The organism is Maribacter forsetii DSM 18668 (assembly GCF_000744105.1).
Classification (GTDB): Bacteria; Bacteroidota; Bacteroidia; order Flavobacteriales; family Flavobacteriaceae; genus Maribacter; species Maribacter forsetii.
Genome location: NZ_JQLH01000001.1, coordinates 4,137,733 through 4,152,827, shown reverse-complemented (window position 1 = coordinate 4,152,827; position 15,095 = coordinate 4,137,733). Strand labels below are relative to the sequence as shown.

At 36.2% G+C, this 15,095-nt stretch carries 14 protein-coding genes; 1 reads left to right on the top strand and 13 read right to left on the bottom strand.

The features are described 5' to 3' along the window. The first annotated feature begins 133 nt into the window (after positions 1-133). A complete protein-coding gene (locus tag P177_RS17675) occupies positions 134-1,015 on the top strand; it encodes a YihY/virulence factor BrkB family protein (RefSeq protein ID WP_036156906.1) in 882 nt (293 codons plus the stop codon). On the opposite strand, the gene argH is transcribed toward P177_RS17675, so the two are convergent. The 13 genes from argH to speB form a co-directional block, all read right to left on the bottom strand. Beyond that, on the bottom strand, positions 1,012-2,289 hold the full coding sequence (argH, locus tag P177_RS17670; protein WP_036156904.1) for an argininosuccinate lyase: 1,278 nt from the start codon (positions 2,287-2,289) through the stop codon (positions 1,012-1,014). The genes P177_RS17675 and argH overlap by 4 nt on opposite strands. Positions 2,290-2,351: 62 nt before the next feature. Further along, complete coding sequence (locus tag P177_RS17665; RefSeq protein WP_036156902.1) at positions 2,352-3,425, bottom strand: M20 family metallo-hydrolase; 1,074 nt, start codon at positions 3,423-3,425, stop codon at positions 2,352-2,354. Position 3,426: 1 nt separating this feature from the next. Beyond that, entirely contained in the window at positions 3,427-4,206 is a 780-nt protein-coding gene (gene argB / locus P177_RS17660) for an acetylglutamate kinase (RefSeq protein ID WP_036156900.1), read from the bottom strand. 161 nt (positions 4,207-4,367) lie between these two features. Next, a complete protein-coding gene (locus P177_RS17650; protein WP_036156896.1) occupies positions 4,368-5,309 on the bottom strand; it encodes a Rossmann-fold NAD(P)-binding domain-containing protein in 942 nt (313 codons plus the stop codon). Then, the gene (proB, locus tag P177_RS17645; protein WP_036156893.1) at positions 5,306-6,073 is read right to left on the bottom strand and encodes a glutamate 5-kinase; all 768 of its coding nucleotides are present in this window, start codon (positions 6,071-6,073) and stop codon (positions 5,306-5,308) included. Before proB ends, P177_RS17650 begins: the two co-directional genes overlap by 4 nt. A gap of 117 nt (positions 6,074-6,190) precedes the next feature. Next, positions 6,191-7,387: a glutamate-5-semialdehyde dehydrogenase gene (locus P177_RS17640; protein WP_036156892.1), complete on the bottom strand. Its 1,197-nt coding sequence runs from the start codon at positions 7,385-7,387 to the stop codon at positions 6,191-6,193. Further along, complete coding sequence (locus P177_RS17635) at positions 7,384-8,508, bottom strand: aspartate aminotransferase family protein (RefSeq protein ID WP_036156890.1); 1,125 nt, start codon at positions 8,506-8,508, stop codon at positions 7,384-7,386. The genes P177_RS17640 and P177_RS17635 overlap by 4 nt, the downstream gene beginning before the upstream one ends. A gap of 48 nt (positions 8,509-8,556) precedes the next feature. Then, a complete protein-coding gene (gene proC / locus P177_RS17630) occupies positions 8,557-9,351 on the bottom strand; it encodes a pyrroline-5-carboxylate reductase (protein ID WP_036156888.1) in 795 nt (264 codons plus the stop codon). Between the two features lie 48 nt (positions 9,352-9,399). Beyond that, complete coding sequence (argC, locus tag P177_RS17625; RefSeq protein ID WP_036156886.1) at positions 9,400-10,374, bottom strand: N-acetyl-gamma-glutamyl-phosphate reductase; 975 nt, start codon at positions 10,372-10,374, stop codon at positions 9,400-9,402. Between the two features lie 103 nt (positions 10,375-10,477). Further along, positions 10,478-11,665 (bottom strand): argininosuccinate synthase, encoded by a 1,188-nt coding sequence (argG, locus tag P177_RS17620; protein ID WP_036156884.1) that lies wholly within the window; start codon positions 11,663-11,665, stop codon positions 10,478-10,480. Between the two features lie 370 nt (positions 11,666-12,035). Next, positions 12,036-12,650: a GNAT family N-acetyltransferase gene (locus tag P177_RS17615; protein ID WP_036156882.1), complete on the bottom strand. Its 615-nt coding sequence runs from the start codon at positions 12,648-12,650 to the stop codon at positions 12,036-12,038. A gap of 236 nt (positions 12,651-12,886) precedes the next feature. Next, positions 12,887-14,206, bottom strand: coding sequence for a glycosyltransferase 87 family protein (locus P177_RS17610; RefSeq protein WP_245233063.1), 1,320 nt, complete (start codon positions 14,204-14,206; stop codon positions 12,887-12,889). 79 nt (positions 14,207-14,285) lie between these two features. Continuing rightward, positions 14,286-15,068, bottom strand: coding sequence for an agmatinase (gene speB, locus P177_RS17605; protein ID WP_036156878.1), 783 nt, complete (start codon positions 15,066-15,068; stop codon positions 14,286-14,288). Positions 15,069-15,095: the final 27 nt, after the last annotated feature.

The window sequence follows — 15,095 nt, the reverse complement described above, 5'->3', positions numbered from 1 at the left end:
TTTGTTGAAATAGATTATAATCAGCTAGTTAAAGAAGAGGATTGCGTCTTTAAGAGATAATATTTTTTTGGATAGGGGTATTGTGAAAAAGGTTTCTAAGCTAGATTTAAGAACGGTATAAATACAACAATACATGTCCACTGAAATAAATAATTATACACCTAAATTCAAGCTTACTCATCTACCTAAGTTATTGGTAAAAACCTTTAAAATATGGATAGATAAAGAACCTTTTCAAATTAGTGCTGTAATTGCATATTATGCCATTTTATCATTACCTGGATTGTTAATTTTAATTTTGGAATTGGTTGGTGGTATCTGGGGAAAAGAGATTGTACAGGGCGAATTATATACTGAAATTTCTTCGGCAATGGGATCGGATACGGCACAATCTATTCAAGATATCATTAAAAATCAAGGTAGCGAGCAAACTTCTTTAGTTGCTACGCTATTGGGTATTGGGGTGCTTATTTATGGTGCTACAGGGGTATTTTATCAGTTACAGAATGCCTTAAATGATATTTGGGAAGCAAAACCTAAATACTCAAATGAGTTTCTGTCAACATTATTCATGCGCTTGAAAGGTTTTGGGTTCATTCTTATTATAGGCTTTTTACTATTGGTCAGTTTTGTATTGACCTCTTTATTGTCGGCATTTTCTACCCAACTCTCTAGCTTATTACCAGAAGGGATGCTAGAATTAGGTTTTGTTTTAGATTTACTATTGTCACTTGGGTTTATCTACTTGTTATTTGGGGCTATGTTTAAATACTTGCCCAGCACCCATGTACGATGGAAAGCGGTTAAGGTTGGTGCAGCACTTACGGCACTTCTATTTTTAGTGGGTAAGTATGCCTTGGCTTTCTATTTTGGTAAAGCAGAACCCGGCTCTACATATGGCGCGGCAGGTAGTATAATACTGGTTATGTTATGGGTATCTTACTCAAGCTTGATAGTTACCTTCGGAGCCCAGTTTACTAAAACTTATTCAGATAGGTATTTGAAGGAAGACTAAACTTCCTTCATTTTATCGTTAATTTCCTTTAAACATAAATTACCAAGGCTACCTTCATGAGAATGGTGAATATCTCTTTTTGGTGAGAATGTACCTTCGTTAATTTCCATACCCATTTTCTTGTATGCATCTCTAAAAGGCATTCCATTTTGTACCAATTCATTTAGAGTATCTACACTAAATAGGTAATCATATTTTGGATCATCTAGAATACTGTCATTTACTTTAATCTCTTTGAGACTAAAAGTCAAAATCTCTAAACAGGCTTTCATATCCTGTATGGCAGGAACAATAATTTCCTTTACCAATTGTAAATCTCTATGATAGCCACTTGGTAGGTTGTTAATAACCAAGGTTAATTGATTTGGAATGGATTGTAACTTATTACACTTACCACGTACCAATTCAAAAACATCAGGATTTTTTTTGTGAGGCATAATGCTAGAACCTGTAGTCAACTCATCTGGGAATGAGATAAAATCAAAATTCTGACTCATGTACAAACAGATATCCATAGCCATTTTAGACAAGGTCGCGGCAATATTGGCAATGCCAAAGGCTGTCGCTTTTTCTGCTTTTCCTCTACTCATTTGAGCAGCCACTACATTATACTTCATAGTTGCAAAACCCATTTCTTCAGTAGTGTAGCTTCGGTCTATGGCAAAAGAACTACCGTAACCAGCGGCACTACCTAAAGGGTTTTGATCGGCAACTTTATAAGCTGCTTCAATAAAATAAAGGTCATCTATTAAGCTTTCTGCATAGGCGGAAAACCATAGTCCGAATGAGGAAGGCATCGCGATCTGTAAATGCGTGTATCCAGGTAACATGACATCCTTATGTTCTTGAGCTTTTACTAGCAAAAGATTGAAAAGCGATTTAGTCATCGACTTGATCTCGGTCAATTCGTCCTTTAAATATAGGTGCATTGCTACAAGAACTTGATCGTTTCTAGAACGTGCAGTATGTATTTTTTTACCGGTATCACCTAGGCTTAAGGTAAGTAAGTATTCAATTTTAGAATGCATGTCCTCAAAGGAATTTTCAATAGTAAAAGTTCCTTTTTCAATACGTGCTGCAATATGGTCTAATTCATTTACTAGCTCTGCAGTTTCCTTAGGGGAAATCAGTCCTATTTTACCAAGCATTTTAGCATGCGCTTTAGAAGCTATTACATCATATTTAGCTAAGTGTAGGTCTAATTCTCTATCATTTCCAACGGTGAAGTGGTCAATCTTTTTATCAGTGCTAAATCCTTTATCCCAGAGTTTCATATGTTGTCAGTTATCAATTAGCAATTAAGCAGTGAACAATGCTTATTAGTAATTGGTTGTTGTTAATTGTTATTTGAAAGGAAGCCTTTTAATATTTTAATATACAAATCTATTCCTTCTTCAATTTCATGTACATAGATAAATTCATTGGCAGAGTGGGAGCGAGTACTGTCACCAGGACCTAGTTTCAGTGACTGGCAACTTAATGCTGCTTGATCAGAGAGTGTAGGTGAGCCATAAGTTGTTCTGCCTAATGCAATCCCCGATTTTACTAATGGATGATCTTTATCTATTTTCGACGAATTAAGGCGTAAAGATCGCTCCTTTAATTCGCATGGCGCATTCTTCTTCAGTAAATCTGCAATTTCTTTGTTGCTATAGGCATCATTTACACGAACATCAATTACCATATCAACTTGAGCCGGTACCACATTGTGTTGTGATCCTGCACTAATTTGAGTGACGGTCATTTTTACATCTCCAAGGGCTTCAGAAGTTTTCTCAAATTTAAAGTTCTTAAACCATTCTAATGTTTTGATAGAATTATAGATGGAATTATCATCATTGGGATGTGCAGCATGTGACGGAGTGCCCTTTACCACGGCATCAAAAACGACCAAACCTTTTTCTGCAATAGCAAGTAACATTAGTGTAGGTTCGCCAACAATAGCAACATCTATATGTGGAAGTTTTGGCAATAACCCACGTAAACTATTTTCACCTGCATTTTCTTCTTCTGCAGAAGCGACCATAAGAATATTATGGTTTAGGTTTTCATCATGGTAATAGTTTACGAAAGTTGCTAATAGAGACACCAATGGACCTCCAGCATCATTACTACCTAATCCGAATAATTTTCCATCTTCAATGTGGGGCAAAAAGGGGTCTTTAGTATACGCTTTATTAGGTTTAACAGTATCGTGATGCGAGTTTAAAAGTAAGGTTGGTTTAGTATCGTCCCAGAATTTATTCTTCGCAATAACATTGTTGAGATCTCTTTCTGTAGGGATGTCGTATTTAGCCAACCAAGCTTGTATAGCATCGGCAGTTTTGTCTTCTTCCTTAGAAAAAGATTCTATTGAAATAAGTTCCTTTAATAAAGATATGGCACTTTCCGTAAGTTCTGTTTGGTTCATCTTATAGTTGTATTGTCGTGAACAGTTCTGTTTTTGTATCTAGCATCGTAACATCACCCAAGCATACTTTTGCTACTTTATTGTTTAATGCATGAAAGCAATTATGAAGTTTTGGTAACATTCCGTCCGCAATGATACCATCAGATAAGAGCTTTTGATAGGTGTTGGAATCAATATGTTTAACAACACTGTTTTCATCGGCAATATCCATTAAAACCCCTTTTTTCTCAAAGCAATAATACAAGGTTGTTTCAAAGGTCCGTGCCATACCAATTGCAATTTCAGAAGCAATGGTATCTGCATTGGTATTCAGTAATTGCCCGGATCCGTCATGCGATAACGCACAGAAAATTGGAGTTAAATCGGCAGATAAAAGTTTGGTCAGTAAACCTGAATTTACTCCATCAATATCGCCAACAAATCCATAATCAATTTCCTTAACGGGGCGTTTATGTGCCTGTATGCTATCACCATCCGCACCACTTAAGCCAATAGCGTTCGTATTTTTTGCTTGTAATTGAGCAACGATTTTTTTGTTTGCCAATCCGCCATAGACCATGGTAATGATATCTACGGTTTCAGCATCGGTAATGCGCCTACCATCTATCATTTTAGATTCAATGCCTAGTTTTGTAGCTAGTTGAGTAGCCAATTTACCACCGCCGTGCACTAATATTTTTAATCCTTCAATTTTGGAAAATGCAATAAGAAAGATATCTAAGGCTTTTTCATCTTCAATGACATTACCACCAATTTTTACAACACTTAGTTTACTTTTCATAGTCGGCAAATTTAAACATGAGAACCATGGCTATAATAAGAATAATGTTGCTTACTGGGCCCATGTACGTTTTCCAATGTGCGGTACTGTGGTCAATATCTGCCATATTAGCGACAAATAAGATTAGGGCAAATAAAGCGATGCCTATGTAAATCCACTTATTAATTTTCATTTTTTTCCAATATTTTCTTTAGCACCAATTGTGCTGCGTATGTTCTGTTATTCGCTTGTTCTATGACCAAAGACTGATTGCTATCTAAAACTTCATCGGCAACCACTACATTTCTACGTACCGGTAGGCAATGCATAAATTTAGCTTTGCCTAATTTCTTAAGGGTCATTTGCCAATTAGAATCTTGAGATTTTATTTGACCATAGTCATTATAACTGCTCCAGTTTTTTACATATACAAAATCGGCGTTTTCTAGCGCCTTTTCTTGGTCGTGCTCAATAGTACAATCTTTAGTGATGTTTTGGTCTAGCTCATATCCTTGCGGATGGGTAATCACAAATTCAGCATTTTGCTTTTGCATCATTTGTATAAATGAATTAGCTACCGCGTGTGGTAAAGCCCTTGGGTGAGGAGCCCATGATAATACCACTTTTGGATTGTTCTTAAAGTTATGTTCCTCTAAAGTAATGGCATCGGTTAGTGCTTGTAACGGGTGCCCAACAGAACTCTCCATATTTACGATAGGTACAGATGCGTATGTTTTAAATCCGTTTAAAACTTCCTCGGCTTCGTCCAACTCTTTGTCTTTTAAGCCCGCAAAAGCACGAATGGCAATGATGTCGCAATATTGAGAAATTACCTGTGCAGCTTCTTTAATATGCTCAGAAGTACCTTGGTCCATAACAGTGCCATCAGCATATTCTAAAGCCCAACCTTCGCTACCAAAGTTCATGACAATGACTTCCATACCTAGATTCATCGCTGCTTTTTGAGTGCTTAAACGCGTACGAAGTGAGTTGTTGAAAAATAGTAAACCTATAGTTTTATCACTTCCTAGAGCTTTATGTTTTTTAGGTTGCTCTTTTAGGGCAATGGCTTCTTTTACCCAGGTAGATAAAGAATCGATATCGTTTATAGAAAGGTAATTCATGATACTTTAATTTTTGTAAATGTGCTGTTGTTATCAATGGCGTCAGTAATGAAGTGGTCTTTTAAACCATTGGTTATCCAAGTTTCAATACCTGCTTTTTGGGCGATAGTGGCTGCATCTATTTTAGATTGCATACCGCCTGTGCCATGTGTGGATTTAGATTCGTCTATTTCTTTTAACAGGATGCTTAGATCCGATACTGTTTCAATAGTTTTTGGTGTAGAAGTCAATAAAGAAGACTTCGTATATATTCCGTCAGTATTAGTAGCAATAATTAGAATATCCGCAGATAAAAGAGAAGCTGTTAATCCGGCTAATTTATCGTTATCACCAAACTTAATTTCATCTGTTGCTACCGTGTCATTTTCATTAATGATAGGGATGAAATTATTAGCGACCAGAACGTTTATCGTGTTTTTAATATTCACTCTGGTTTGTTCCTTTTCAAAATCGGAATAAGACAATAAGCACTGAGAAGTAAAAAGACCTAATTCTCTGAAATTCTCTTGAAAAATACGCATAAGATGAGGCTGACCAATAGATGCGAGCGCTTGCTTAACGTTAATTTCTTCACCGTTATGTTCAATCTTAACGAATTGCTTAGCTGCCGCAATAGCACCAGAACTCACTATAATGAATTCATATTGATTCTTTAGTGCAGCTATTTGCCTACCAATATCTTCAATTTTACCACGAGAAATATGGTCAGTGTCCTTGGTTAAGGTATTAGAACCTAATTTCAATAAAATTCTCTTTTTCAACATGCTAATTCTGATTTTGTCAGGCTTATTTTATTTTTCCTAACTCCTTTTTTCAGGTCTCGACTGCGCTCGACCGGACACAATAATTATTCGTTTTACGAACAACGAACAACTAATCACCTATCTAATCTGTCCATTCCCCTTTACGTACCATTTATTGGTAACCAAATGCTGCAAGCCAATGGGACCGCGTTGGTGTAATTTGTCAGTACTTATAGCTAGTTCACCACCTAATCCAAATTGTCCGCCATCAGTAAACCGGGTAGATGCATTATGGTATACTGCAGCCGTGTCAACTGATTGCATGAAAATATCTGCCTCTTCTTCGTCTTTTGTGATGATAGCAGCTGAATGTCCACCACCGTAAGTGTTGATCAATTGTATAGCTTCATCAAAATCAGGCACTTGCCCAATGACAATTTTATAATCTAAAAATTCTTCATACCAGACCGACTCATTTTCCATTTGCGAAGTACCATCCATACCGGCTAGTTTGGCATCGGTCAATATTTCAACGTTATGCTTTTTTAAAGTCTGAATCAAGTGAGTTAAAAACTCTGCCTTGCGAGGTAAATCTCTTGATATAATCACTTTATCAACAGCATTACAAGCCGATATTTTAGTCGTCTTTGCGTTTACAATAACATCAAGTGCCAATTGCAGATCTGCATCTTGAGAAACATATACAAAGTTGTTGCCACGCCCACTTACAATTACTGGGCACTTAGCGTGTTGTTTTACAAAAGCGATTAATTTTTCGCCTCCACGTGGAACAATCAAATCTAGTTTTTGAGTCGGGTTTTCTAAAAACTGTTGTGTTTCTACTCTAGAGTAATTTAGGTAGGTCACCCAATCTGTAGCACAGTCGCAAGATTCTAATGCTTTATGCCAAAGGTTGACCAGAACTAAGTTTGAGTTTAGCGACTCTTTACCACCTTTTAGTAAAATTTTGTTTCCAGATTTAAAAGCAATCCCGGCAGCTTCAATAGTCACGTCAGGTCTAGATTCATAAATAATCATAATAGTACCGAAGGGAGCCGTTTTATTACTGATTTCTAAACCGTTGTCATGCGTAAATTGAAAACGTTCTACATGCAAAGGGTCAGGTAGGGAAGCTAACTTTTTTAAGGAAGAAACCATTTCTGCTACCTTGTCCTTATTTACCTTTAAGCGATCGATCATGGCAATGTCGCCTGATTCAAAAGAATTTAAATCTTTCTCATTGGCAGACATTAAAATAGATTCCTCTTGTTGCACCAATTCTGCCATACGTTTTAATACGGCATTTCTTTTTTCTAAACTAAGTGTTGTTTTCATGATAATACAGTCTTAAGAGCTGTGAAGAACACGTCTAAATCTTGTTTTGTAATATTTAAAGAAGGTAAAATTCTAAGTACCGTTTTATCTTTTGCTCCACCGGTAAACAAGTGTTGTTCGTGGATTAATTTTTTGCGTAAATCGGCAACTTGAAAATCGAATTCCAATCCTAACATTAATCCCCTTCCTTTTACTCGTTTTACTTGCGGAATTTCTTTTGCCTTTTCATTAAAATACACTCCCAGCTCTTGCGCGTTGGTTATCAAGTTTTCTTTTTCAATAACTTCAAGTACAGCCAAAGTAGCTACACATGCCAGGTGGTTTCCACCAAAAGTGGTTCCTAACATTCCGTATTTTGCTTTAATGCTCTCATGAATTAGAACACCGCCAACAGGAAATCCATTACCCATTCCTTTTGCAATGCTAATGATATCCGGTATTATATTGTGATGTTGAAATCCGAAGAATTTACCACTTCTACCAAAGCCACATTGCACCTCGTCGGCAATTAATAGCGCATCATTTTCTTTACATAGTGCTGCTACTTTTTGTAAAAATTCGGTAGTAGGTTCATCTAATCCGCCTACACCTTGTATAGATTCTATGATTACGGCACAGACATTCTTTGAAATTTCCCGTTCAAAACCTTTGATGTCGTTCAGGTCAAGAAAGACAACTTCGTGTTGCTGATTTAATTCGGCATTTATAGATGGATTATCTGTTGCCGCTACTGCCGCAGAAGTTCGTCCATGAAAACCATTATTAAAGGCGATAACTTTAGATTTACCAGTAGCGAAAGAAGCCATTTTAAGCGCATTCTCATTTGCCTCGGCACCAGAATTACATAAAAATAAGTTGTAATCTTCGCAACCAGAAACTACACCTAGTTTTTCAGCAAGTTCTACTTGTAGCGGGTTTTGTACCGCATTACTATAAAATCCTATTTTATCTAATTGATCTTTAAGGCGCTTCACATAATGTGGGTGCGAATGTCCTATGGATATTACGGCATGCCCACCGTAATAGTCTAAATAGTCTTGACCTTTGTCATCGGTCACCACAATACCTTTTGCGGAAACAGGAGTAACATTATATAGTGGGTAAACGTCGAATAATTTCATAATTCAATAGCATCAATTTTAATAGTGAATTGGTTTTGTTGGCTGGTGTTACTTCGTTTTAAATTCAGTAATCTTATCGTAAGAGGCAATTATACCTTGTATTAAAGAAGAGCTTAAACCTTGGTGCTCCATTTCATTTAAACCAGTTATGGTACAGCCCATTGGTGTTGTTACCCGATCAATCTCTTCTTCAGGGTGATTACCAGAATCTATTAATAAACTTGCAGCACCATTACAGGTATGCATGGCTAGTTCTTGAGCCTCTTTGGCATCAAAACCTAATTGTATGGCACCTTGCGTGGTGGCACGAATTAAACGCATCCAAAAAGCTACACCACTTGCGCAAATAACTGTTGCAGCTTGCATTTGACTTTCAGGTATTTCCATAGAATGCCCCATTCTGTTGAAAATTGCTTTTGTAAGATCTATTCGTTTTTTCCCTTTTTCATTGCTACAAATACAGGTCATAGATTTACCAACTGAGATTGCGGTATTTGGCATACTTCTAACAATGTAATTATCCTTACCTATAACGGCTTCTATTTTTTCGATTCCGAAACCCGTTATGGTGGAAATGATCACATGGTTTTCAGTTAAGAGGTCTTTTACACTTTCTAAGATTGCAGCAAAATGAACGGGCTGTACCGCAAATATTAGAATGTCTGAATTTTGTACCGCCAAGCGATTATCGTTTGTGACGGTAACCTTGTCAAATTTTTCAAAATCAGCAATAGATTTGATGTCTCTTTTAGTAAGGTACATGCTAGTGGCACCATTACTTTTTAGAATTCCGTTTGCTATAGAAAGTCCTAAATTACCTGCACCTATAATCGCTATTTTCATGTTTTATATTTTTCTTGTACCAATTATATGGTACTTTTTACATTTTTTCTAAAAGACACCTGCCTTTAGGTTCAAACCTAGATTTTCTTCTAGACCAAAAATTAAATTCATATTCTGTACTGCTTGTCCAGATGCACCTTTTAGGAGGTTGTCAATTGCTGAGGTAATCAATAAAATATCTTCATGTTTATGTAAATGAATATGGCATTGATTGGTATTTACAACTTGTTTTAGATTGATAGGTTCATCAGAAATTTGTGTAAATACGGCATCCTTATAATATTCTTGATAGATTTTTTTGGCATCTTCTAAACTGCCTTCAAATTTGGTATACGAAGTAGCTAAAATTCCACGAGTGAAATTCCCTCTATTGGGCATGAAAAATAAGTTGCCCGTATTCTCTTGTAGGGAGTGCAAGCTCTCGTTAATTTCATCCAAATGTTGATGCGTAAAAGGCTTGTACCAGCTTACGTTATTATTTCTCCATGAAAAATGAGAAGTTGCGGACGGACTAACACCTGCTCCTGTACTTCCGGTTACAGCATTTATATGTACTTCATTTTCTATTAAGTTAGCCTTAGCCAATGGCAGCAACGCTAGTTGAATAGCAGTAGCAAAACAACCAGGATTGGCAATGTATTTTGCGTTCTCTATGTTGCTTTTGTTCAATTCAGGTAACCCGTATACAAATTGTTTTCCATCGAAATCGGAATCGGCATCAAGTCTGAAATCATTACTTAAATCGATGATAATAGTATCTGTAGAAAAGTTATGTTCCTTTAAAAAAGCCGTAGAGTTACCATGACCTAAACATAGAAAAACAACATTCACATCTAAATTCACATCACCTGTAAATTCAAGGTCTGTAGTACCTAGTAAATCTGGGTGTGCTGTAGTTACCTTTTTACCTGCTCTAGTAGTACTGAAAACAAAATCTATCTCCGTTGCGGGATGATTCAATAAGATGCGAATAAGTTCCCCACCCGTATAACCAGAACCACCAATAATACCTGCTTTAATCATAATGTTCTTTTCTGAATAAGTATTAAGTACGAAGTACTTGAATAACACTTTTAATCTTTTTACTTAATACTTTGTACTCATTACTTAATACTATTTTTTCTAACTATTTATCCCCATTAACATGGTTATATATCTTCCCTGAATTAGAAAGTATTTTTATAAAGCCCTTAGCATCATCTGCAGTCCAACCTTTATTGACTTCACCGTATTTACCAAAGGCATCTGTCATTAAATCGTGTTCAGATGAAATACCGTGTAGTCTAAACTGAAAAGGATATAAGCCAACAAAAACATCTCCGGAAACGGTTTTTTGGGTATCGGTCAAAAAGGTCTCAATATTTCTCATGACTGGATCAAGGTAGTTACCTTCATGCAATAACATTCCGTAAAAATTACCTTGCTGTTCTTTTTGGTATTGTTGCCATTTTGTAAGCGTATGCTTTTCTAGTAAATGGTGTGCTTTTATGATGATTAAAGATGCGGGAGCCTCAAAACCAACTCTTCCTTTAGTCCCAATAATGGTATCGCCAACGTGGATATCTCTACCAATAGCGTACTTTGAAGCTAATGCCTCAAGTTTTTCAATATTAGCAACGGGAGAATCTTTTTCTCCATCAATAGCAACTAGCTCTCCTTTTTCGAAAGTCAGTTTTACGTCCGTAGGGTTCTTTTCTTGTAACTGACTTGGGTAAGCATTATCTGGCAATGCTTTTTCAGAAGTCAAAGTTTCTTCGCCACCAACAGATGTTCCCCAAAGTCCTCTGTTAATAGAGTATTTAGCTTTTTCCCAAGGGTAATCTACTCCGTTTTCTTTTAAGTATGCAATCTCTTCTTCTCTTGCTAATTTATTATCTCTAATAGGAGTAATGATCTCGATTTCTGGAGCAATGATTTGAAAAATCATATCGAAACGAACTTGGTCATTTCCAGCTCCTGTACTACCGTGAGCGATGTAACCTGCACCTACTTTTTTAGCATAGTTAACAATTTCGATTGCCTGTACAATACGTTCAGCACTTACAGAAAGCGGGTAGGTATTGTTTTTTAGTACATTACCAAAAATAAGATACTTTACTACTTTGTCATAAAAAGTCTGTACGGCATCTATTGAGGTATATGATGTTGCCCCTAATTCGATTGCTTTTTTCTCGATTTCTTTTATTTCATCCGAAGAAAATCCGCCAGTGTTTACACTTACTGCATGAACTTCAAACCCTTTGTCTTTTGATAAATGTTTAGCGCAATAAGATGTATCTAATCCGCCGCTGTATGCTAGTACTAATTTTTTCATTGTAATATGTTCAAATCCGGTGATGCCGGGTAATTATTGTTTTAGTTTGATAGAACTAGAAAGGAGAGGTTAGAAAAAAGACAATAGAAAAAAGATTTTATAAAAATCAGCTATTTCACTACTCTCAATATTTATTTTTTAACTTCTATACTCTATACTCTATACTCTATACTCTATACTCTATACTCTATACTCTATACTCTATACTCTATACTCTATACTCTATACTCTATACTCTATACTCTATACTCTATACTCTATACTCTATACTCTATACTCTATACTCTATACTCTATACTCTATACTCTATACTCTATACTCTATACTCTATACTCTATACTCTATACTCTATACTCTATACTCTATACTCTTATTTCTTTTTCAGAAACAAACTCTCTTTAATACTTTTTAATCTTGTAAAAGCTTTACCGTTCATTTCTTTTGACTCTTCGGTTTTTTTCTTGGTAGCGCCATCATAAAGCATACCTGTGCATAAGCACATTTTTTGCTCTGTTCTTGTAAGAATATCAAAGTTTTTACAGGTTTGACAACCTTTCCAGAATTCTGGGTCATCTGTCAATTCAGAAAATGTAACCGGTTTGTAACCTAGTTCGTAGTTGATTTTCATAACTGCCAAGCCGGTGGTGATCCCAAATATTTTAGCATCTGGAAACTTCTCTCTACTAAGGTCAAAAATCTTAGCTTTTATTTTCTTAGCTAGCCCCTGACCTCTGTAGTCTGGGTGTACTATGAGTCCGGAGTTGGCCACAAATTTCTCATGTCCCCAAATTTCAATATAGCAGAAGCCTGCAAACTTATCTCCGTCCAATGCAAGAACAGCATTGCCGTTAGCTAGTTTTTTCTGAATATAATCAGGAGTACGTTTTGCAATACCTGTACCACGTACTTTAGCGGAGTCCGCTATGGTGTCGCAAATATCCTGAGCGTATTTAAAATGTGATTCGTTAGCAACAATTAAGTTCATTGCCAGTTAGATTTAAAAGTGTAAAAAAAGTTTTGATTTGTTGTGCGGAAATGGACTCACCTAATTCCATAATTATATCTTACCCTTACGGGCGACGGCGGCGAGCTATGAACGGACGCGTAAGAGCAGAAATGCTCTCGTTGCTATATAATATGTAGTTGTTTTCGTTCATTACGGGGTAAATGTACAAATTATATTTATTTGACATCACACATTGTATAATTTTTACAAAAACTTCACTTTTTGTTATTATGTGCAACAATTTCATAAACAATGTAGCCGTACACTGAAATATACTCAATGGCAAGAAGCCAAAGGTTTTCTTTGAAATCTGCCTGAGAATAGGCGAAGTAGCTCAGTACAATGGCTGCAGACCAAATGATGGCATATCTGTAGGTTGTAAAAATAGAAAGCAGCACCAGAAAAATAACGTACCATGGGTGTACGGTAGTAGATACAAAATAGTAGATGGTCAATACCCACATCATTGACCAGAGAACTCTGTTTAAATCATACCTTTTTGGTAAAAATGTGAATAGACCAACAGTGGCTATGGTAAACAACGGTGTAATTTTGCCGTATTCCTTAATAAATTCCCACGGCTTTGCATCAAAGTGTATGGCAGTTTTTTTAGTGATGTTATAGATGCTTGCATTGAATTCAAAATTAGAAAACCATAGTTTTATAGTCTTAGAATAGTTGTCTATAAATTCTGGGGTATTAAATGGAAGAAAAAGTACAATAGATGTTATGCCAATGATAGCGTAGAAAACGATGCTTTTTTTCCATCCTAAGTATTTAAGGAAAAGCGGTAAAAATAATAGGGGTACGAGCTTTATTGAAATAGAACAAGCTATAACTACACCTGCAGTTTTCCATTTATCTATAGATAATAAAAATAGGGCTAGAATAAAGAAAAACAGCATTACCCCTTCAAAATGGAGGTTGCCTGTGAGTTCTACAATAACCAAGGGATTTAAGAAGTACCAAAAGATTAAATGCGGAGATCTGTTCAGGTTTTTTAGCAGTTTTCTGCCAAAATAGAATACACCTATGTCTGCAAGAATAATAATGGCACGCATGGCAAATAAAGAGCCGAATATACTTTTACCGCCTACAAATGCCGCAATAGCAAAAATAAGCTGGTTCAAAGGTGGGTAATTGCTATAATGCCGCGCACTTAAACTGCCCATGCCCTCATATAGAATATCGGCATTTGGTATCATAGATACCATGTTGTCCATTAGTTGATCTGGTGTGTTTAAATAGGGGTTGGCGCCGCTAGAGACCAAATGACCGTCCCAAATGAACCTGTAAAAATCTTGAGAAAGATTGGGTTCTATAAATAGAAAAAATAATCTAAAAATAATTCCAATACCTAATAAGAACCTGAAATTCAGTTTTTCAAACTGTATCAATTTAAAACAGAAAAAGAAAAGTGCTACAAAAAGGGAGAGCAATTTAATAAAATCGGTTCGGTCTAAATGATAGGCGAAGGTGTAGTAAAATACAAAACTTAATACTGCCAATATCAAGGAAACTTTGTGGAGTTTCATGTAATTTTTAAAGGTAATCGGCATTAGGGGTCTGGGTTTAGTAACAGGTCAATTTACTGGTTTTTATTGAAAAATGATTTCAATTGCCCATCAATTTTCCTAAAAGTTCTTTCATCATTTTTGCGGCCAAGTAAGCGGTCATGTCATGAAAATCTCTATCAGGGTTATATTCTACAATATCCGCACCTACTACTTCGGTATCTATACTATGAATTAAGTCTAAAACTTGTCGTGATGAGAGTCCGCCAGGCTCGTGATGAGAAACTCCAGGTGCAAAAGCAGGATCAAAGCCATCCATATCTAAAGAAATGTAAAGAGGATTATTGAATTTAGGTATCGCGTTTAAATCTAAATTCCGCATTTCATGAACATCAACATCGTATTTTTTTGCTTGATCAGCCTGATGCGGATTTAAAGTGCGAATACCGACTTGCACCAATTTTACAGCAAAACCGTTTTCCATAATCCGTGCAAAAGGGCATGCGTGAGAATAAGGGTCCCCTTCGTATTCATGATACAGATCTGCATGCGCATCAATATGTAAGATATCTAGTTTTGGGTAGTACTCGTTAAAAGCCTTGATAATGAGGAAAGTGACAGAATGGTCTCCGCCTAAAGAAAGTAGTTTAGAACCAGCATCTAGGTTGTTTTTGGTAATGGTCTCAATATCAAAATACTCATTAATGGTAAAATCACCCTTGTCCGTTATGGCATCGTTTTCTATGGATGCCCCAAGTTCTGTATACAAGTTCATAGAATCGCTGTATAATGCTTTTCTAATGAGGTCAGGAGCTTTCGCCGGACCTTGTTGAAAAGAGGATTTGGCATCCCAATTAATTCCTTGAATAACAATATCTTTCATAATAACGTTTTAGGCTTTTACATTAAA

Bases quoted from the DNA above. Each gene is read 5' to 3' on its own strand.
- proC (WP_036156888.1), bottom strand. From the start codon at position 9,351: ATGAAAATAGCGATTATAGGTGCAGGTAATTTAGGACTTTCTATAGCA.
- P177_RS17650 (WP_036156896.1), bottom strand. From the start codon at position 5,309: ATGAATTACCTTTCTATAAACGATATCGATTCTTTATCTACCTGGGTA.
- proB (WP_036156893.1), bottom strand. From the start codon at position 6,073: ATGTTGAAAAAGAGAATTTTATTGAAATTAGGTTCTAATACCTTAACC.
- P177_RS17635 (WP_036156890.1), bottom strand. From the start codon at position 8,508: ATGAAATTATTCGACGTTTACCCACTATATAATGTTACTCCTGTTTCC.
- argH (WP_036156904.1), bottom strand. From the start codon at position 2,289: ATGAAACTCTGGGATAAAGGATTTAGCACTGATAAAAAGATTGACCAC.
- speB (WP_036156878.1), bottom strand. From the start codon at position 15,068: ATGAAAGATATTGTTATTCAAGGAATTAATTGGGATGCCAAATCCTCT.
- P177_RS17615 (WP_036156882.1), bottom strand. From the start codon at position 12,650: ATGAACTTAATTGTTGCTAACGAATCACATTTTAAATACGCTCAGGAT.
- P177_RS17665 (WP_036156902.1), bottom strand. From the start codon at position 3,425: ATGAACCAAACAGAACTTACGGAAAGTGCCATATCTTTATTAAAGGAA.
- P177_RS17640 (WP_036156892.1), bottom strand. From the start codon at position 7,387: ATGAAAACAACACTTAGTTTAGAAAAAAGAAATGCCGTATTAAAACGT.
- argG (WP_036156884.1), bottom strand. From the start codon at position 11,665: ATGAAAAAATTAGTACTAGCATACAGCGGCGGATTAGATACATCTTAT.
- P177_RS17610 (WP_245233063.1), bottom strand. From the start codon at position 14,206: ATGAAACTCCACAAAGTTTCCTTGATATTGGCAGTATTAAGTTTTGTA.
- argB (WP_036156900.1), bottom strand. From the start codon at position 4,206: ATGAAAAGTAAACTAAGTGTTGTAAAAATTGGTGGTAATGTCATTGAA.
- P177_RS17675 (WP_036156906.1), top strand. From the start codon at position 134: ATGTCCACTGAAATAAATAATTATACACCTAAATTCAAGCTTACTCAT.
- argC (WP_036156886.1), bottom strand. From the start codon at position 10,374: ATGATTAAAGCAGGTATTATTGGTGGTTCTGGTTATACGGGTGGGGAA.